The 20,427-nt window shown below is 37.7% G+C and carries 16 protein-coding genes and 1 pseudogene; 4 read left to right on the top strand and 13 right to left on the bottom strand.

The genetic code is table 11. The annotated features are described in order from the left end of the window. Nucleotides 1-311: 311 nt before the first annotated feature. The 5 genes from alr to N1I87_RS15410 all read right to left on the bottom strand — a co-directional run bounded on the left by alr (nucleotide 312) and on the right by N1I87_RS15410 (nucleotide 5,724). A complete protein-coding gene (gene alr, locus N1I87_RS15390; RefSeq protein ID WP_328205166.1) occupies nucleotides 312-1,049 on the bottom strand; it encodes an alanine racemase in 738 nt (245 codons plus the stop codon). Further along, a complete protein-coding gene (locus N1I87_RS15395; protein ID WP_341102747.1) occupies nucleotides 1,046-1,453 on the bottom strand; it encodes an alanine racemase in 408 nt (135 codons plus the stop codon). Before N1I87_RS15395 ends, alr begins: the two co-directional genes overlap by 4 nt. 178 nt (nucleotides 1,454-1,631) lie before the next feature. Further along, the gene (locus tag N1I87_RS15400; protein ID WP_040037972.1) at nucleotides 1,632-2,813 is read right to left on the bottom strand and encodes an IS701 family transposase; all 1,182 of its coding nucleotides are present in this window, start codon (nucleotides 2,811-2,813) and stop codon (nucleotides 1,632-1,634) included. A gap of 668 nt (nucleotides 2,814-3,481) precedes the next feature. After that, nucleotides 3,482-4,708 carry a DUF819 family protein gene (locus N1I87_RS15405; protein ID WP_340734257.1) on the bottom strand — a complete coding sequence of 409 codons (1,227 nt, stop codon included), beginning with the start codon at nucleotides 4,706-4,708 and terminating at the stop codon, nucleotides 3,482-3,484. A 5-nt stretch (nucleotides 4,709-4,713) separates the two neighbouring features. Next, complete coding sequence (locus N1I87_RS15410; protein WP_341102749.1) at nucleotides 4,714-5,724, bottom strand: dipeptidase; 1,011 nt, start codon at nucleotides 5,722-5,724, stop codon at nucleotides 4,714-4,716. A 236-nt stretch (nucleotides 5,725-5,960) separates the two neighbouring features. Between N1I87_RS15410 and N1I87_RS15415 the strand changes: the two genes are divergently transcribed. Further along, nucleotides 5,961-7,127, top strand: coding sequence for an IS256 family transposase (locus tag N1I87_RS15415; protein ID WP_341100373.1), 1,167 nt, complete (start codon nucleotides 5,961-5,963; stop codon nucleotides 7,125-7,127). A gap of 708 nt (nucleotides 7,128-7,835) precedes the next feature. Here the strand turns inward: N1I87_RS15415 and ald are convergent. Continuing rightward, on the bottom strand, nucleotides 7,836-8,972 hold the full coding sequence (ald, locus tag N1I87_RS15420) for an alanine dehydrogenase (protein WP_341102751.1): 1,137 nt from the start codon (nucleotides 8,970-8,972) through the stop codon (nucleotides 7,836-7,838). Between the two features lie 112 nt (nucleotides 8,973-9,084). Beyond that, nucleotides 9,085-10,341: a PucR family transcriptional regulator gene (locus tag N1I87_RS15425; protein WP_270584526.1), complete on the bottom strand. Its 1,257-nt coding sequence runs from the start codon at nucleotides 10,339-10,341 to the stop codon at nucleotides 9,085-9,087. Nucleotides 10,342-11,226: 885 nt separating this feature from the next. On the opposite strand from N1I87_RS15425, the pseudogene N1I87_RS18120 reads away from it, so the two are divergent. Continuing rightward, nucleotides 11,227-11,401 (top strand): annotated as a pseudogene (locus N1I87_RS18120) (ATP-binding protein); the annotation flags it as partial. 338 nt (nucleotides 11,402-11,739) lie between these two features. Here the strand turns inward: N1I87_RS18120 and N1I87_RS15435 are convergent. From N1I87_RS15435 to N1I87_RS15445, 3 genes are read right to left on the bottom strand one after another with little or no spacing between them, the layout of a single operon-like run. Further along, on the bottom strand, nucleotides 11,740-11,982 hold the full coding sequence (locus N1I87_RS15435) for a hypothetical protein (RefSeq protein WP_270584527.1): 243 nt from the start codon (nucleotides 11,980-11,982) through the stop codon (nucleotides 11,740-11,742). A gap of 32 nt (nucleotides 11,983-12,014) precedes the next feature. Then, on the bottom strand, nucleotides 12,015-13,010 hold the full coding sequence (locus N1I87_RS15440; protein ID WP_270584528.1) for a hypothetical protein: 996 nt from the start codon (nucleotides 13,008-13,010) through the stop codon (nucleotides 12,015-12,017). 47 nt (nucleotides 13,011-13,057) lie between these two features. Continuing rightward, nucleotides 13,058-13,870, bottom strand: a complete 813-nt coding sequence (locus N1I87_RS15445; RefSeq protein WP_445285718.1) for an SIR2 family protein — start codon at nucleotides 13,868-13,870, stop codon at nucleotides 13,058-13,060. 107 nt (nucleotides 13,871-13,977) lie between these two features. Between N1I87_RS15445 and N1I87_RS15450 the strand changes: the two genes are divergently transcribed. Together N1I87_RS15450 and N1I87_RS15455 are read left to right on the top strand one after the other, a co-directional pair. After that, nucleotides 13,978-14,856 (top strand): IS982 family transposase, encoded by an 879-nt coding sequence (locus N1I87_RS15450; RefSeq protein WP_011230510.1) that lies wholly within the window; start codon nucleotides 13,978-13,980, stop codon nucleotides 14,854-14,856. 211 nt (nucleotides 14,857-15,067) lie between these two features. Beyond that, a protein-coding gene (locus N1I87_RS15455) for an IS630-like element ISBs2 family transposase (RefSeq protein WP_341101344.1) occupies nucleotides 15,068-16,112 on the top strand; the annotation gives its coding sequence in 2 pieces (ribosomal slippage) (nucleotides 15,068-15,571 and nucleotides 15,573-16,112; 1,044 coding nt in all). Between the two features lie 4 nt (nucleotides 16,113-16,116). Here the strand turns inward: N1I87_RS15455 and N1I87_RS15460 are convergent. The 3 genes from N1I87_RS15460 to N1I87_RS15470 all read right to left on the bottom strand — a co-directional run bounded on the left by N1I87_RS15460 (nucleotide 16,117) and on the right by N1I87_RS15470 (nucleotide 20,326). Further along, nucleotides 16,117-16,344: a hypothetical protein gene (locus N1I87_RS15460; RefSeq protein WP_341102757.1), complete on the bottom strand. Its 228-nt coding sequence runs from the start codon at nucleotides 16,342-16,344 to the stop codon at nucleotides 16,117-16,119. A gap of 138 nt (nucleotides 16,345-16,482) precedes the next feature. Next, on the bottom strand, nucleotides 16,483-17,205 hold the full coding sequence (locus tag N1I87_RS15465; RefSeq protein ID WP_341102759.1) for a YgjP family zinc-dependent metalloprotease: 723 nt from the start codon (nucleotides 17,203-17,205) through the stop codon (nucleotides 16,483-16,485). 13 nt (nucleotides 17,206-17,218) lie between these two features. Then, complete coding sequence (locus tag N1I87_RS15470; protein WP_341102761.1) at nucleotides 17,219-20,326, bottom strand: type I restriction endonuclease subunit R; 3,108 nt, start codon at nucleotides 20,324-20,326, stop codon at nucleotides 17,219-17,221. Nucleotides 20,327-20,427 lie beyond the last annotated feature (101 nt).

A 20,427-nucleotide genomic window follows, 5' to 3' on the forward strand; every position in this document is an offset into this window, starting at 1 on the left:
ACGACGCTGATCTTCCTCACTTTTTCCGGATACTCATTTATTTTTCTGATACAAAATCTTCACGTTTTTGATCAATCAACAGCTTGCTGATCTTTATATTCAAATAAAAATTCTTTTGCAGAATAACCGGATTCGTCTAAAATATAAGTTGACAAGTTTATTTATATAAAATTAATATAATATGCAAACCTTTTATTGCCAAACACTACATTTCTTAAATGCCTTTAACAATGTGATTCATGACTATATTTTCGAATGTGCCGCTCTTTTTGAACTTTGGGGGCAGAGACCCCGTTCGTAAACAATGATATTTAGGTTTTGTTTTCGTTGTTCACGTAAACTCTTGGCACTCTTTTGCCAATGAGGCAGACTGTTTCATAGTGGATCGTATTCATTTGTTCCGCTACTTCGCCTAATGAAATATAGCCATGATCTGGATCTCCAAAAATAGTGACGATGTCATCTTCATTCACAGCTCCAACACCTGTTACATCAATCATCGACTGGTCCATGCAGATTCTGCCCACAATAGGCGCCCTTTTTCCTTTTACAGTAACATTGCCCTTATTGGATATGGATCTGGATAACCCATCTGCATAGCCGACAGGAATCGTTGCAATCGTTGATACTCTGTTAGTTGTAAATGTACAGCCGTAGCTGATTGATTCACCGGCATTCACCATTTTGACCAGAACCGGCTTTGTTTTAAAACTCATCGCTTGTCTCAAGGAAATTTTGTCTCGCAAATGTTCACTTGGATAAAGCCCATACAGACTGACACCAACCCTGACCATATCCAAATGCTTTTCCGGATATGCGATCGTTGCGGCACTATTGCAGCAATGTTTTATTGGGATATGTACATCATGTTGTTCCAAGTAATCAACAATTGCTTGAAAATGGGAAAATTGTTTTTCTGTAAAGGATGAATCTGGATCATCCGCTTGTGCAAAATGAGTGAATATCCCTTCCACCGTTACAAAAGAAGAAGTATTGGAATGAATCAGTTTCAGAGCTTCTTCTTTATTTTTAATGCCGATCCGGTTCATCCCGCTGTCAATTTTGATATGAATATGGGTGTTTTTTTCAGTTCCTCTGCAGTCTGTATCACTTGATCTAACACATCCTGCGTAAAAACAGTTAGTGTAATATTATGTTGTATTGCAGTTTTTACGGCATTTGGGGAGGTATAACCCAAAATTAAAATTGGAGCCTTAATATTTGCCTCCCTTAGGGAAATTGCTTCATCAAGGATGGCAACCGCTAAATAGTCAGCACCGGCTCCAATTGCAGCTTTTGCCACTTCGATGGCACCGTGTCCATATCCGTCCGCTTTCACGACAGCCATCAGCTTACATTCATTATGAATATGTTCTTTAAAGGACTTTACATTATGCTGGATCGCTCCCAAATCCACTTCAACCCATGTGTCTCGATAACTTCCATGATTCATTGCGTTTTCCCCCTTGGTGAAATGAACAACAATATGCTTTTTAGGATATATACAATTCAAACAGCAAAAAGTTGTTTGCGTAATATCACTGATTATTGGCCAAATCCTAATTATTAACTGTAGTTGAGCAATTTTAATTACAATAATTACCATGTAAAAGAGACAAACAGGGTACCCCTTATGCCACGTGGAGCTGTTTTTTCACGGTATCAATGGGAATATTTTGTTTCGCTGCACGGTAAATGAACTCCACGAGGCTATGTCCTTTTCTCTTGCGCAGAAGATCGAGCCCATCAGAAAAATCGCTGTTCGACTCGAACATGCTGTACACGTAAGCAAGCTGCACCAAGATCCAGTAGCGTTTCACCGCCCGACGTCCGCGAACGCGGTATCCATCGAGTTTCAGCTGGTCTTTCGCTTGACGGAAAAAACATTCGATCGACCAACGCTGGGCATAGTAGCGCAAGATCTCTTCATCGCTTAGATCCCGGTCGGTGCTCAAGACGCAGTGAAGATGTTCCGATGTCATCGGCTGATCGGCTTTCCAAGCGAGCAGCACCACGGCATCATCGAGACCTTTGAGAGAGCCTTCGTAGCGATAAACCCGATAACGCTCTTCTCCCACCGTGACGAGGTGAGTGTCTTTCGGTTCGATGTAGCGGGCAAACTCCCTCACCTGAACCGCAATGCCTTTTGGATAAAGAAGCCGATTGGCCTTGAGCATTGCGATTACGTGGAATCCCTTTTTCAGACAAGCTTCCACGAGCGTTTGCGATGGATACCAAGAGTCCATCAGCACATAAACAGGACGGTGTACATCCAAAGAAGAAAGCATCTCGATCGCGAGTTCCCCCTTGCTTTTCCCAGCCGCCTTGTCGTAGAGGCGGAACGCAAAGGGAAAAGCCTGGGTCATCGTATGAACCATGAGCCAAACGAGAGAATGTCCCCAGATCGACTTTTTCTCTGTGTGAGAATAGTGCCAATCACACCCTTGAATGGCGTGCGTTGCCTGTGACGAAGGCTTGGTTTTTTGGCAAATCGTATCATCGATCGAAACAAAAAGGGGTTGATTCTCCTGTTTGGCGATGCGTTCGACACGACGAAGCATCCACTGTTGAAGTTTGCGAAGCAGCGTCTCTTCATCCCAAGGGCTTTTCGTGAAAAAATGGCTGAGTGTCGTGCGGTGGTTCGGATGAAAGCTCCAATGATGAAGATCGGTCAATGTTCCCGCAAATCCTTTGGTGGTCAGCGCATCCACGATATGAACGAGATGCTTCATGACAGGTTTTGAAAAATAAAGTGCCAACCCCAACATCGTGAAAAACTTGTGGATTCCTTGATGATGTGCTAATCTATTCATGAGACATGAACCTCCTTGTGAATAGTTTTGGTGACACATCTATTCTAATCAAGGAATCGGGTTCATGTCTCTTTTTTTGTTTGGTTGTAAATTTATGTTAGCGAATTTGCTCATCTATAGTTATTAAGTAAAATCTCACATCCAACCCAACGAACCGAACCTAGATTCCGCTTTACACAAAGTTCAGGATTTACTCTTGTATAAAATGCATTTTTATTAACTAATGGATAAACACAAGTTTTTTCCGTCTAAAAAATCATGATAAAATTGCCTTGGTGTCCCAACTATGGAGAAAAGATTACCAGATTACAACAAAATCTTCGATAAGAGTACCTGATAAAATGGTTTTTTCTAAATGAATTCATGCAGGGGACAGCTTGGCAGATTCTCAATTTCTAATCTTGGAACACATAGTTTGAAATATTTTTCAAAAGGCTTTAATCCTTCTAAACTTCATGGAAACAACAATGCAATGTTTCGGCAAAGTCATTTGAGGCATTTTCATTTAAGGATTCTTTAGTTTTTCCATTTAGAAATAGTTTCTGCTATATGAGAGTAAAGATTATTGAACGTATTCACATCAAAAATTTTGCTATGACCACAGTTTCTAATTTCAAGTATTTGTTATAAACCCAGCATTTTTTGAAATGCTGGGTCAAGTGATTCACTTACATAAAAGTTGAGAACCAGTTGCCGAGAATTGTGCCAACATAGTTTCCAATAATATAGCCGAATGTTCCGACTATTAATATCGGTCCAATTAAATTTTTCCAACCTTTCGCAATGGCCAATGCAGCTGCAGTTGTTGGCCCTCCAATATTAGCGTTGCTTGCTAAAAGTATATCTTCAAGATCATATTTAAATATTTTTCCGGCAACTAAAGAAATGATTAAATTAATGATGACAATAATAAAAGCGAACAATAACAACAATGGTGCATTTTGAATAATGAGTGGTATGGACGCCGGGATGCCGATAACAACGAAAAATATATGAACCAAAAATGTTCCAACTTCCTGACTCCCGTTAATATTTTCAAAGTATTTCGGAAATAACGTCAGTGCCATGAACGTCATCGTTGTCAGCATAATATATCCATCACCGAAAAGTCCATTCAGTAAATTCATAAAGAACGAAACATCTTCCCCAGATGGAATCAACTGGTCAAAATATTTGGCGATCTTAAATGATACAATGACAAACAAAAAGGCTGTCCCAACAGAAAGTGCAATATCTTTTAAAGAAATATCCTTTCTTTTCCAAAAGCTTTCCGCCAATGTTTTTCCATCTTCTATTGCACCCTCACGCTCTACTTCCAATATGTGGGGAGTACTGTAACGTCTCTTGAAAAATGAAAGAGTTGGAATAATCATTAGAATAATAAAGAGTATGGCCATCATTAAATTATCGGCAACTACCGCAGAAGAGACTAGTTCACCAGGTGTTTTAAACTTAGCGGCCATTGCGGCAAAATTCACTCCGCCGCCAATATAGCTTGCACTGAACATAGCACCTAGTCTGTCAAGCATTGGAATATAATCTTTTAATAAAAAGAAACTGACAATGGTGCCGGCAATTGTCCCTATCGAGCTTAATAGGAAGATAATAAGCAATCTTCCGGTTTCCTTAAATATTTTTTTAATGTTAACATGGAAAAGCAACAATGGTATCGCTACTGGAACAATAACAGTCCAAACTGCATCATACACTGGAGATGCTGTAGGAATGATTCCAGTATTTGATAAAACGATCGCCCCAATGAGTGCAATGATGGCTCCTGTTATTTTGGATGCCCAAATGTAACGCTGTTCTAGATAAATACTTATCGAAGCCAAAACTACAATAATGCCCCACAAAGTTATATAGTCATCCGCTTGAATAAGTGTCTTCTCCAATTTAATCATCTCCTATCTTTTTCTTTTGAAAATAATTTTTTTATATAATGATCAGCATTGTTGAAGCTGATGGATTCTAACTCTTCAGGTGTGAACCCTCTTTTGCTCATTTTCTCCAAAAGATATGGAATTTTTGTCGCATCCTCCAGATCTCTTGTGTATACATTAAATTCTGTACCTAAATCATAGGATTCTAAGTAATTTACAAAATCAAACCCAAAGGCGACATGCTCCGGACCAACTAGATCAGCTATATAAATCGCATGATCAATGAATTTATCAATCGTTGGATTTTCGTGATCTACAAACAAACCATAAGTATTTAAACCGATGATTCCACCTCTTTCCGCAATCGCTTTTATTTGTTCATCTGTTAAATTTCTCTCATGGGGACAAAGAGCTCTTGCATTGCTATGAGAAGCTATAACTGGAAGTTCGCTGGCATTATACATATCCCAAAAAGATGTTTCATCTAAATGAGAAACATCAAGAATCCAGTTTTTCTTATTTGCCATCTGAACGGCAATTTTCCCATAGTCTGTGAGACCTTTGATCTTAGAATCTTCTGCGCCAGTACCGGTTGCCAAAAAGTTGCGCTCATTCCATGCAAAGATCAAATGAATAAATTTATTTTCATGAAGGAAATTGAATGCATTTTCGATTTTGGCTTCAATTGTTTCCCCTTTCCAATCCTTCATAAAAGTAAGGCCTTCAACCCCAAAAAAGATTTTGATTTTTTCCGAATCAGGGTTATTCCGTTGATCAGACAAAGGATGACCAATCATTGCGTATTTAGAATCCATTAAATCACTCATTACATATTGAAATAATGTTTGAAACCTGTCATATGGATGATTACGGAATTTTGGCTCTACCCAAAACACACAAATGATAGAATCGACTCCGCCTTCTTTCAGTTTAGGATAATGAAATCGATCAAATATATTCTTTTCGCCACGGCTTTTCCGCCATGCAATATCAGTAAACAGGTCAGAATGCAGATCAAAAACTTTCATGATAAACTCCCCCATAACAAACAGATTCAGGTTTTTGTAAGTTGGCGGTATGCATCAGATAATAAATGAATAATTTATTTACTTTCATCATTCTAAAAATAAGATTAAAAATTCAGGAAGTTCAGTCAAAATAGATGATGTATAAAATTTTGTGTCAAGCATTTAGTTAGACCAAAAGAAAAAGGTAGGGTATTCTCTGATTTGGCAAAAATCTTAGAGAAAGGAGTATCCTACCTATGTCTAAAAGTATATCGAATATAGATTGGATGAATCAACTGGAAAACGTTATTCGTGAGTTTGTAAAGGAAAAATTAGAGCTGATCATGAAGGAAGAAATCCAGACTTTCCTCGAAATGGAACAAGAGGGAACGTCGAATAGAAGAAACGGCTATTACCATCGAAACCTAGACACGCAGTATGGTCGTATCGAAGGACTTTCTGTTCCAAGAGACCGAAACGGGGAATTTCAAACGCAGCTGTTTGCCCCTTACCAACGCCATACCGGCTGGCTCGAGGAAGCCGTCATCAAGATGTATCAAAGTGGGATGAGTACGCGTGAAATTGGCAAGTTTATCGAACGAATTTTAGGAAATGCCTACTCACCAACAACGATTAGCCATATCACGGATGTGGTAAGGGAAGACATCGAGAAATGGCATAATCGCCCCCTACCCAAGCGTTATTCGGTCTTATATTTGGATGGGTTGTACGTGAAACTTCGTCGAGATACGGTAGAAAAAGAGGTCATTTATGTCGTGTTAGGTGTAAACGAAGAAGGGTATCGTGAAATTCTCGACTTCTTCGTAGGAGGACAAGAAAGTGCCTATGGGTGGCAAGAGATTCTCCACAATCTCTACAAGAGAGGATTACAGGAAGTACTTCTTGGTGTATTCGATGGCCTTCCGGGACTGGAGGAAGCCTTTAAAGCCGTTTATCCGAAAGCCGATGTGCAGCGCTGTGTCGTTCACAAAGTACGTAATACCTTAAATCGTGTTCGGAAAAAAGATCAATTTGAAGTGGCAGAGGATCTCAAACTGATTTATCGCGCACCGAATAAGGAGATGGCGTTACAGATGTTTCAACAGTTTGAGTCGAAATGGTCGAACAAGTATCCGAGAGAAGTTCAATCTTGGGCCAATGAGTTGGATGTCCTCCTTACATTTATGGATTATCCAAGCAGTATTCGAAGTGTGATTTACACGACCAATGCCATTGAACGAACGATCAAAGAGATTCGGAAACGTCTAAAGCCGATGAACAGTTTGAGTAGTTTAGAAGCCGCTGAAAAAGTCGTGTATTTGACCATCCAAGATTTTAATGAGAAATGGGCAGGGCGAAAGTTGCGAGGATTTGCCGAAGCACATGAAGCCCTTCAACGAATGTTTGAAGAACGTTATAATTAACCAAATAATGTAAATCAATGAGATAAGGGGGATTCTCTCTTTCCATACAGGAGACTGAATATTCAGTCTCCTGTATGGAGGAAACCAGTCTTCCCCTCTATTCTAAATCTATTTCAGAGATACCCTATCTATCTTACATTACACAAAATTCTTGACGGTACCTCAAAATATAATAACGAAGAGATTCTTTCCAAACTTTTAACAAGCTTTTTGGAATTTTTATCTTATTTTGTAGATGAAAGAGTGATTAGATCTCTTTCTTCAAACGAATGTTGAAGTACTTTATCGGCAGCGGAAAATTTGTTTGGAAAGAAAATCTGATAAAAGCTTGCCTTTTCAGTTAATCTGGAAATTTGTTTTAAACAAACTTTTGATTGTCCATTTGATTGATATAAAATTCTGAAAAATAATCGTATTTGCTGGCTCTATTCAAAAAGGTTCTCCTGCGGAGCCAGCGTTTCCTGTTAATCTATTTCGGTTTACGATTTGATATTCAATTGTTCAACTCCCATTTTCATCAAGGCGCTTTCATATTTATTTTTTCCGGTTTTTTCAGAAAGATGAGCAATGAATGCCATTTCTTTATTTAAATCAACCTTTTCCATCTTCAACTTTTTGCGGTTTCGAACTTTTATTAATGTCAATGAAGGTTGTTTAAGGAACCTTTTATTTTAAAACACCCTTCATAGCTAAGCTAGAAGGGTGTTTTTATGATGTTGAATACAATCGTTCGGAGATCACCTCATCAACCGGAACATAGTAATAGCCAAGGTCATCTGCAACTGCTTTAAATGTTACTTTTCCATTCATTACATTCACACCTGTTTTAATCGGTTCACTTTCTTTTATTGCTTTGACAACGCCTTTGGAAGCAATTTGCACAGCATATGGAATCGTGACATTTGTAAGACTTATTGTTGAGGTTCTTGGAACCGCACCGGGAATGTTAGCAACTGCATAATGCAGCACTCCATGCTTTTCGATAATTGGATTGTCATGAGTGGTTGCATGTTCAACCGTTTCAAAATTTCCACCCTGATCAATAGCAACATCGATGATAACCGAACCAGGCTGCATGGATTTTATCATTTCTTCTGTTACAAGTTTAGGCGCTTTTGCGCCAGGGATCAGTACCGAACCGATCACTAAATCGGAGTCTTGGACAGATTCTGCAATATTAAACGGATTCGACATTAATGTCTGCACATTTGAACCAAAAATGTCTTCCAATTGACGCAGGCGCGCAGGATTTAAGTCTATAATCGTTACATCTGCACCAAGACCTTGTGCAATTTTTGCCGCATTGGTTCCAACCACACCACCGCCAATAATCGTTACTTTCCCGCGTTTGACACCAGGAACACCGCTTAGCAGAATCCCTTTCCCTCCTTTAGATTTTTCAAGATATTGCGCACCGAGTTGAACTGCCATTCGACCGGCCACTTCGCTCATTGGTGTCAACAATGGCAATGAATTATTTACGGTAATCGTTTCATATGCAATGGCGGTTACTTCATTTTCCACTAAAGCTTGAGTCAATTCAGGTTCATTTGCCAAATGGAGATAAGTAAATAAAATCAGTCCTTTTCGGAAATAACCATATTCAGACGGGAGTGGTTCTTTTACTTTCAGAATCATTTCTGCTTTTTCCCAAACCTCTGAAGCTCTTTCCAGAATCTCAGCCCCAGCCTGTTTATACTCTTCATCGGTAAAACCACTTCCGATTCCAGCGTTTGCCTCAATAAGAACTTTATGTCCTGCGTTAACTAAATGAATAACCCCTGCAGGTGTGATAGCCACACGATTTTCATTATTTTTAATTTCTTTCGGTACCCCGATGATCATCCTTACCATCTCCTTAAAATAACATCTGCACCATTATCATATATCTTTTATTTGAACCATACTTTATTAAAAAATCAGAAAATATCAAAAGTAATTTGTGTAAATCCACAAATTACTCGACCTTCATGCTCTCAAGTTTTAAATCCAGATATAATATTATCTTCTGGTTTGGATCTTTCAGGTTTACTTCTGTTAATTCTACTACTCTTTTCAAACGGTAATTTAACGTATTCGGATGAATATGTAATAATTGCGATGCTTGATAAACATTGCTGTCACATTCCAAATAAGTTTTAAGGGTAAGCAACAAATCGGTGCGATGCTTGAGGTCATACTCTCTTAATTTTGTAATGGCCTCACTCTGATAGTGATCACGTACTCGGATTTGATAAAGTTCATCTAAAAACTGATAGATGCCGATCTCCTGAAAACTATAAGTTTGCTGTAATTCATCGGGGAATTTTTCTTTAAGTCTTAATACCTTCAATGCTTGTTTATAGCTGTATTGAACATGCTCCGGAGAATTATAAACGGAGCCAAAAGAACCAGTTATTTTCCGAATTTGTAAACGCATACTTATTTTGTGGATAAAATCTTTAATAAAGCTGGAAAGGGCGCTTCTCGACTCTTGTTCTGTTCTGAGCCGGGTGAGCAATATTAATTGATTTTGATCAAATAGCCGGCCGACGACTTGGACATGCTGCAATGTCTCAGCTAAATAATAGGCATGTTTTTCAATAGCTTGCGATATATCATCATCAAATTCAATGATGGCAACAGCAAGCCTTCCATCCAGATTGACTCCGGCCCGTTTAGCCTGGCGTTTAATTTTAGACACATCGTTCAGATGGCCTGTTAATAGCTGCCATAGAAATTCTTGATGACTCTCTTCCTCTTTTCGATTTCTCATTCGCTGAAGAAGGAGATGATTTTTCACAAATTTTGCGGCTTCCTTGAGCAAACGCATTTGATCGTCGCCCATTGTTTTATCATTGATTTGTGCCCATATAAAACCTAAGACCTCATTATGTTTTCGGATCGAGACGGCAACACGGTTGCCAAGTCCAACTTCTTCGATTGCAGGGACAATAACGGGTTCATCGCTTTCAAACAGTTTTGCCATAATACCATTTTTCCAAAGACTATTAATGATTTTATCTGGCACTTTTCTACTTATGATCGTGGCTATTCTTGCTTCATCTACATTTTCTTTATGTCTGCTGTAGGAAATAATCTGGTGAGTGGAATCCTCTATTGTAATTGGACATTCAAGCATTTCACCAATTCGATCTGCCAAAAGATCTAGGGAATTGGAATTGTCTTGGTGTAGTTGCGAAAGTAATTCTGGATAGTCTAGTGAATTCTTCATTAACGCTTCCCCCTTTGCATTCTCCCAAAACTTCCTAAAGCAAGGATCAACCAAAATGAACAAGAATCAGCCATTTCGTTATTTGAATGATCTTCATCTATCTTTAATGAGAAAATTTTCGAACAATTGGAAGAACATAAACAAAATTCGTACTAAAATCTTTTTCAACAGAAGCTTGTATCGCCAAAAATGAACGTAAAGAGTAATATGGCAAATTTTAAATGAATTCCTGAACGGTAAGTCAAAACACCGATTCAAGAAAAAATCAGGCAATATATTATTTGGTGCTGTAAATACAGTCCATTCTCTAAGAATGTTAAGTTAGTAATAGTTTCTTTTTCATTTATGTATTTTGCTAATTCCGTGATCTTAATTTCATAAATAAGGCGTGCCTTTCCTTTTTGGTTGATCAATTCTTTGCCGCTTATTTTTGCAAGATTTTTTTACATAAACCTTTTTAAAATTCCTGTTGCACACCGCACGCTTATGTTTATGCCAATGCTGATGTCTCCAGCAATTACTATTTTTGCATCATAGAAAACCAAGCATAAAATTTATGGAGAGTTAAAGAGCTTTGATTGCCTCCAAACCATTTTTTATTTCATTTCTTTTAAAAAAAGATCATTATGTCTTTAAACAGATTACTTTCTAAAATGCAGCATTCTCAATATTATTGTAAGGAAATCTAACAAATTTTAATAAGAAAACGTTTTAGAAATGTCTATTCGGTGAGCAATGAATAAGTCCTTTGCAAAATACGAAGACACGTTTTCCTATAATTCCCATTCTGCATTAGTCAGCATAAACTTTTGTGTAACAGGTATATGTTGAGATGGTATTCTGTGGCAACAGGACTTATATGTTATTTTAAATCATTTCAATGTGTATGAAGCTAAAAGTATCATCGTAACCACAAATTTACAATTCGAACAATGAACCATATATTGGTGATCTAATATTAACAAAAGCAGTAATTAATAGACTGATACATCACTCCCATTTAATCATTTTTAAAGGCGATAGTCATCGCTATAAAGATTCAATCTCACTCAACCAATAACGGAATTTGGCAAGTTTCATTTTTAATTGCCATTTCATGCATTTTTTACTTGCCAAAAACACCTTTCCCAACAAAAACAGCCAATAATTTTCAAAGACGTATTAGACGAAGTAAAAATATTGTGTAAGCAATTTTTTTGTTAGATAAAAAGAAAAAGGCAGGGTATTTTCAAATTTGCAACAAAACAAAACTGAATGGAAATACCCTACCTCATGAATAACAGTGCACTCAATTCAGATTTCTTTTTAACAGAAAAGGGCAAAAAATTGTTAAAGAGCAAAATTTTAAAGATGCCCTTAATAAAGTTTAAGACAACTCCCGCTTTTTAGTATTTACCATTAATCTTCCAACCACCTACGATGTGCAGGATTTTCTAAGTCTACTTCAACTACACCTTCTGAATTAGCATATACTACTGAAATATTTTCCATGGAGAGTAATTTATCAATATCTATACTCTTACTGCGCTTTTCATTTTCCTTTTGTAATCGACGATAATAAGATATTTTTCGTTTAGTATATTGGTCTCTAAAACCGTAATCAAATCTCCTTTTTGATTTGAATTTGTTTTTATTTTTCATTTTTTCACTTCCTTGTAAAAGCGCCCTACAGTTTAATTTTCATATTTAGTTAAATTCTGAATGAAGGTAGTAAGTTGTTCAAATGAAGCATTTTTAGGATATTCATGTAAGTCAATGAAATTAGCATTGAAAAACATTTCATAATAAGCCTCAATAGATCTTCGAGGAACTTTACAAAGATGCGAGTCCAAGAATGATTTATGTGTTTCATAATGGTGGGAAAAGATAAACTCACTCCACGTATTTGCTAATTCCTCATCATCTTTAATATCAATAATCTCAATCTGCTCCATACTTCTATCTTCAATTTTTCCCCATGCTTTTTTCATTAAATTAACAGCCTCGATATCTGATTTCGGTGCACCATATCCAAAAATAGTTAACGCATATGCTTGATCAATTGCTTGCCCCAAAATATTCCATTGATCTTTGATAAAAGGGTTACTATTATAGTTTTTTTCACTTATGGGATATAGTAATTTAGTTGGAACTAATTGTTCACCACAATAAGAACAATTATTACCTATCTTTCCAATCAATTTACACCTTTCACAAGTAGCAACTCTTACATTTCCATGTAAAAATAATAGATGAGGTAAGTTTGTAGTAATTTTATGACATCTTTCCCAAGCATCACATAATAGAGGATCCCAATTGAATGTTGCAATAACATCCTTCCTCCTCAGCGAGAGAACAAGATAATCATAAATTGTAGGTTCGTCAGGCAATTCCAAGGAGCTAAAATAATCGTACACACTTTTCTCAATGGTCTCTAATACCTCTGTATAATCTCTTTTTGAATACAGTTCACTATATATATCTTCAAAATTATCACTTTTAAAATCTATATCAATTTGGTGTACAAGGTCTTCTATACCTATTACCTTAATAAGATTATTCATTATTGGGAGCCTTTTACCATTTCTATCACCATTTGTTGGTATTGTTGTAGCCAGACTTGCTCCCGCACCCAAAATAACCACATGTCTTTTAATTTCCTTTGGATTTTCAATTAAATTTGCAACCATTTCAACTCTCCTTAGGTAACGTTTTCAAATGTATTAAAGTATTAGGGTTAATTGCTTGCATGAAGAATTCCATCAATTCCATCCGCACCATTAAAAATAAAAATACCATCTTCTTTTTTAAGTTTTGTTTTTCGACCTAATTCTAAAGCCTTATTTACATCTTCTATAAACTTATCTTGTTCTTCCTCAGTCAATTTATAATCTACTATTACAAACCTTTTAAGTGGGATCCCATCTCTTTTTCTGTGTATTTTCAAACGCTCACTAATTGCCTCATTAATATGTTCATCTCTAAAACTGTAACCAATAATGTATAATTCTTCGCAAAGATTTTCTGGGTCCACCATCTTTTCTTTAAACTTCCCATAGTAGAAACTGAATGGTAAACTTTGAATCTTCTTACTCTTAAATCCTCCCGTAATTATGGAAGGGAAGAGCTCGTTTGCATCTAACTTTTTATACAAATCAGATAATCTTATATCCTCAGTTCTTAGTTTAAAAATTCTCCCATCAGAAAGCCGTTTAAATGATGAAAGAGAACCATGTAAATGGTGAAGCCGTATTCTTCTATAACCAAAATCATTTAAAGTCTGCTGTGGATCAAAGTTAAACTTATCATGGCCATCTGGAGTTTTACCACGTTTAACATGAAAATCTGTAAATTCATCAGTTCCAACAATTCTTAGTAAAATAGTTTCTAATAATAAGTCAAAATTCAAAGTAAATAAATCAATTTCATCATTACCTTGAAGCTCTGCTTGTAACCAATTGATGAATCCTGATAGTCTATCACCTATTTGTTCCCAGTGTACATTTCCATCTATAATTTCAACTATTGAAGAAGTATAAGAAATGATTATTTCCTACCCGTGGTGCTAGATAAACTTGAGCAAGCATAAAAATAGCCCTTGCTGGCGAATCTCCTGTAGAATGAAAGTGCGACCTACCATTCGAAAGGAGAATCCCCATGCAAGAGCACTTTCATTTTACTACAGATCGGGCCAAGATTCAAAAGCAATATGCCGCCATTTTCGTTTTTGTTTCTGCTCAACTTTCATGCATTCAGGTGCATCTTCATCGTCGAAATCGCCATTTGGTCAAGCAAGAGGACGCTGTCATCATCGCCATTCATCTTTTAGGAAAGCTGCTCGGTTTTACTTCTGAACGGGCGTGGCATCGTTTTGTCACGGGAAATTTGTTCACAAACGGCTCGTTTCTTGAACGCTCCCGATACAACCGCCGTTGCCGGGCGCTTGGTTTCGCCATCAAATGGATCCGTCATGAGCTGGCAAAACGCGGTCAACATCATGCCTATGCCGTCGTTGACAGCTTGCCGCTCCCGTTGTGCCATACGGCAAGAATGCATCGCGTCAAACGGTTTCAAGAGATCGCCGACATCGGGTATTGCGCTTCCAAAAAGCAATGGTACTACGGGTTGAAGCTGCACCTTCAAGTGACCGATCAAGGGCTGCCAATGGGGTATGTGGTGACGGAAGCATCTTGCCACGATCGAATCGCAGCCGAAAGCGTGATGACTCAAATTCCTCATCCCTATAACTTTGGGGACAAAGGATTCATTAGCCGTGACTTGCAAAAAAGGCTGTACGAAGAATACCAAATGGCGCTTTGGACTCCGTCTCGAAAAAACCAGAAACATCGTGCGTCTGAGACATGGGAGCAGTGGATCCAACAAAAACGCAAAGTGATCGAGACGGTGTTCTCGGTTCTGGTTGACCACTATCGCATCACGGGGATCCGAGCCAATTCGATTATCGGATTTGAAGTGGCACTAGACGGTATATTGTTAGCTTATTCCCTGGTTACACTTGGGCTAGTTGAGCGCTAAAGCTCAACTAGCACCACGGGTTATTTCCTTTATTTTAGTTAGATGACTCTGTAATTCTTCAACGCCAAGGCCTTCCGATTCTAGATATTTTTTACCTTCTTCCTCATTTATTAAAAAATTCACATAGCTATCTATATAAATTGAAATAAAGGTTTTCTCCCGTTCCACGGCGAATAAATACAAAGAGAAAATAAGGGAACGGAGAGAAAATATGATGCCAAATCACAAAGACGAGATCGAAAAGTTGTCCACTGCCATGAAAGAAGCAAAAAGTAAACGAGCATATGAACGCTACCAAGCGATTTATCTTCATTTGCAGGGATATACCAAAGGAGAAATCGCAACGATTATTGGTCGATCCAAGAAAACTATTTATAACTATATTCATGCCTACGCCCAGCGCGGTCTTGATGGACTGGAGATGAAATACTCACCTGGCGCCCCACGTCGATTGACCCCTGAGCAGGAAAAAGAGCTGGCTTTGATCATTGAACATCAGCTCCCCGTAGATGTGGGATTCGAAGCAAAATATAATTGGACGCTTGCGATAATCGCTGAACTCATTCAACAAAAGTGGGGGCCAACATACACGCTTCGCGGAACAATTGACATTCTGCATCGGTTAGGGCTAAGCTATACGAAACCGACCTATACACTAGCCAATGCCGATGAAGAGAAACAAAAAGAATTCGTCGAAATCACCTTCCCTGAAGTAAAAAAAACTGGTAGATGGGAACATCGCCCATGTCCTCTTTCAAGATGAGTCGATGATTCGTGATTACCAAGCGATTCAAAAAACATGGTTTGTCAAAGGAAAACAACGAATCATTCCGACGTTTGGAAAACATCAAGGGCTGAAGCTGATTGGCACGTTGAACTACGAAACAGGGGAAGTGTTTTGCATCGAAGAAGAACGCTATGACGCGGAAACATTTCTTCGATTTCTTCAACTTGTGTTAGAACGCTATCCCACAGGCAAAATAGTGATGATTTTAGATAACGCTCGAATTCACCATGCCAAACTCATTCAGCCATTTTTAAAAGAACACGAAGATCGGTTAGAGCTCGTCTTTTTGCCACCATACAGTCCGCAATTGAACTTGATTGAAGGGCTATGGAAATGGCTGAAATCAGACGTGATTTACAACGTGTTCTATTCGAGTGTGCAAGAAATTAGAAAGAATGTCCAAGCCTTTATTCAGCGAATCAACCAGAAACCAGAACAAACGATCGATCGTTTGTGTGTTCAGTTGTAAATCTTTAATTCAACTTATATAGTGCATCATGAACTTGCTCTATACTTGCAATAGCCTCTTCAAAATCAACTTGAATATACTCATCCTTTTGAATTCTTTCCATGTGATGCTGAATAAACTTTTGATGTTCTGGGGTTAATTTATTGTAAAAAGTCTGAGTAATATTTTGTAATGCAAATGCTCTATTTAAACCAACAGATAAGCCATTACCAGTTAAAACAACTTTTTTCAATTAGAACACTCTCCTCATAATGTAATCTAAAAATTCATGATTAAATGACGGAAAAAGGCAGCTCCATAATTAGTTAATATACGTCGGAACTGCCTTCTGTTGTTATATCTAGTTGTTATTAAACCGAGTAGTTCACTTCTATAAATCTTTCACTATTTCTTCATCCAATATTGCCTTTCTCTTTTCCCAATCGGGCATTAGAGAATACAGCATTTTATAAAAGTTGTCGCTATGGTCGTTGTATTTAAAATGAATCAACTCATGCAGTACAACATAATCGATACAGTATTTTGGAGCTTTTATCAACTCGGTGTTTAATAAAATAATGTTTTTTTCTGTCAAAGCTGAGCCCCATCGTGCTTTCATTGAACGCAAATCAATATTTGGCTTTTCGACTCCATATTTTTGAACCAATGGAAACATTTTATCAAGGGATTCATGGAATATTTTTTGAGCTTTTTCACGATACCATTCATCAATTAGTTTGGCTTTACGATTGACATTTTCTGTGTCTTTAACGTAAAGATAGATAAACCCCCGAAAATATTTCACCTTCTCTTCCTCTTCTTGCATGACCCGTAAGCGATATTGCTTTCCTAAATACTTAAAGGTTTCGCCGCTAACATATTCTCTTTCACTTTGCCTATATGGCTGAACATCTTTAAATGTCTTGACATTCTTTAATATCCATGCGCCCTTTGTTTTAACAAAATCACAAATAAAGTCTAGCGGCACTCTGTCATTTGCAGTGACTTCAATCGTCATATCCGGTTTGATATTAAGATTAACATTTTTCACTTTTTTCCGCTTCACGACGAAGTCAATGATTTTATTGGCGTACTCGATTTGATGCTTTTCCATGCTGTTCCCGCCCTTAGTAACGTCTTAAAGCAACCGTTTTAATTTGTTCAATGATTTTGTCAATCGTATCAAAGTCGATATCCAAATTATGCTTTTCTTTAAAATCAAAGAGTAGATCATCCAACTCTTGGGCAATTCGATTATGAATCTCTACATTATCATGCCAATCGACTTTTTGGTGTTCTTGAATGATTTCATCTATTTTTAAGGCTAAATCTCCGAGAGTATTCGTGTCATAACTTGCAGCAGTTTCTGTTGTTTCACTCAAAATATCTTTCGTTACGCCGTAAAAGGCCTGTGCATTCCGGTTTTCTTTTATTATTTCAGGATATCTTTCTGATGATTCACCCCGACGATAATCATTCATGATGTCCTTCATTCGGTTTAAATACTCTGCTTCCGAAATGCGTTTATCTTTGTATTCTTGAATAGCCTCTTGTATCCGTTCCGAAAACTTTTTATAGTAGGATGGATTTTCATCCCACTTTGCATGAACGCTCTTCGTTAAACGAGTACGAATCGCATCCGCTTTGGCTCTCTTTGACTGTAAACGCTCCAACTCCTCTTCAAAAGCTTTTGCGTTTAAAATATCTACAGGATTCGTAATGCGGATAACTTCCTCGGCAGCGATATAGTTATCCATTAATTTCTGCATTTTCGCTTCATACTCTTTATGGTCAATGGTATCCGAATAACGCAGCTTCACACTTTTCCGCAAATCTTGGAAAAACTTGAAATCCTTTTTGTACTTTTGAAGTTCTTCAGGTGGTAAAGTATTATAGATTTTCTCCGATTCTAACGCAATCCCAAGATTTCTGCCAAAATTGCTTAAAACGCCATAAAACTCTTCTCTACGCTCCTCGTCCTCCAACCATACTTCATACTCTTCTCTATCGTTCTTGTTCTTGATTGGTGCAAAAATTTGCCATAAATCGGAATAATATTGCCGTAATGATCCAATTACGCTTATGACATCGTAAATAGCACCTTTTAAATCTTCCGGATCAAAGTTTTCCAAACCTGCGCCGGAATACATCTGCATGGCTTCATCCAGTTTATCCAATAAACCGCGGTAATCGATGATTAAACCATAATCTTTTCCTTCATAAAGACGATTGACCCGGGCTATGGCTTGTAACAGTGTATGTTCTTTCATTGGCTTATCGACATATAGCACCGTTGCTCTTGGCGCATCGAAACCTGTCAGCAATTTGTCCACGACAATCAGCAAATCCAGTTCGTCGCCGTTTACAAATTCATCTTTGATCGCATCCTCATATTTTTCAGGCGTTCCGTAGCGATCCATCATTCGTTTCCAAAACTGCTGGACTTTATCTTTCGATTCCTGATCTACTACTTCATGTCCTTCCCGTTGATCAGGCGGGGATATGACAACGGCACAGTTCAAATCACCCAGTTCCTCAAAAGCCTCAAGATAGCGTATCGCTTCAATTTTACTATTGGTGGCCAACATCGCTTTGAATTGGCTTCCTTGTGTTTTATAGTTTTCTACAAAATGTTTGTTAATATCTTCCGCAATTAAATAAATTCTCTGTTCCGAAGAAGCAAGTTTTTCATATTTACTCCATCTTTGCTTTACTTCCTCTTTTTGCTTGTCATTCAGATTGCGTGTAATCATTTCTAAACGATGATCGATCGCCTTTTGATTCACCGATTGTTCGACCATTTTTCCTTCATATAAAAGGGGAACAATCGCTTTATCCCGAACACCATCCGCAATTGTGTACTTATGTATAAGTTTGCCAAATTTAATCAATGTGTTTTTTTCTTTTTTCATTAATGGTGTCCCCGTAAAGCCGAGATAACAAGCATTTGGGAATACTTTCTTCATTTTTAGATGAAGCTCGCCATACTGTGTACGATGTGATTCGTCGACTAAAACAAAGATATCCCTTGATTCAATTGGCTTTTGTTTGGAAGACGCCGTATCAAACTTATGAACTAAAGTCGTGACAATATCAGAATGGTTATCATTTATTAAATCTACCAAATGGCTTCCTGAAGTTGCACGACTTGCTTTTAATCTTGTATGGCTGAATGTTTTATGTATTTGTTTATCCAATTCAACCCGATCTGTTACAACAATGACTTTAGGATTGAAACCGCGCAGCTCAGATAAAATATACTTGGCTAACATCACCATAGTTAGTGATTTACCTGAACCTTGTGTATGCCAAATCACGCCGCTTTGACGATTGCCGTTTTCATCTCGTTCTTCAATCGTTTTCATAATTTCTTTAATGGCATAGTATTGTTGATAACGAGCGACTTTTTTCACGTCTTTATCAAATAGAGTAAAGAACTGGGTTAACTCTAGCAAACGCTCAGGATGAAACAGTGAAATGATGTTCTTATCCTGCATGGTTGGCAGTCTGCCTTCCACTGTTTTATCCAGCCAGTTCTGCAGCCATTCCTCTTTTTCTTCCTTCCAAACGGACCAAAACTTCTTCGGAGTATTACATGTTGCATATTTGGTTTCATTTTTATTCGTGGACATCACAATTTGAATAAACTTAAATAAATGCGGAGCGTAATCTTTCCCCTGATTGCGAATCATTTGACTGATTCCTTGATTCATAGAAATCGACGCTTTTTTACATTCAATGACCGCAAAAGGGATCCCGTTCACAAACAGTACAATATCCGGTCGTACAGTTCCACGCCCATCCATTCGTTCCACTTCAAACTCTTCCACTACATGAAAGACATTATTTTCGATGTTGTTCCAGTCGATATATTGAATGGTAAACGATTTTTTCGATCCATCCGGCAAAAACTCCGTATAGCTTCTCCCGTTCATGATGGTCTCATAAATCACTTCATTTGTTTTCACCAATCCATTGGTCAGCGGCTCATCTAAATCACGAATGGCTTGGCGAATATTGGATTCGCTAAATTGATAAATTTGACTTTGATACTCATAAGAATTCAATTCTTTTAGCTTTTCCTCTAAAACGGTTGTCAACAATACATGATGCAGGTTTCCCCTCATTCTTTCTGCTTCTTCCTTTGATAGGTATTGATATCCTAACTTCTGTAATACCTCAATTGCCGGACCCTGGCTTATATAGCGTTCATCATAACTCTTCTCCCTTGCCATCCTCACACCTCCTGTTGAAAAAATAAGGGAAGAGCAAAGGGGTTTATACCTTTACTCGGACTTTCCCTGTAAGAAGTAATTGCATAAGGCCTTTTTTCTGT

This window comes from Bacillus sp. FSL W8-0102 (genome assembly GCF_038007225.1).
In the GTDB taxonomy this organism is placed as follows: Bacteria; Bacillota; Bacilli; order Bacillales; family DSM-4216; genus Bacillus_O; species Bacillus_O smithii.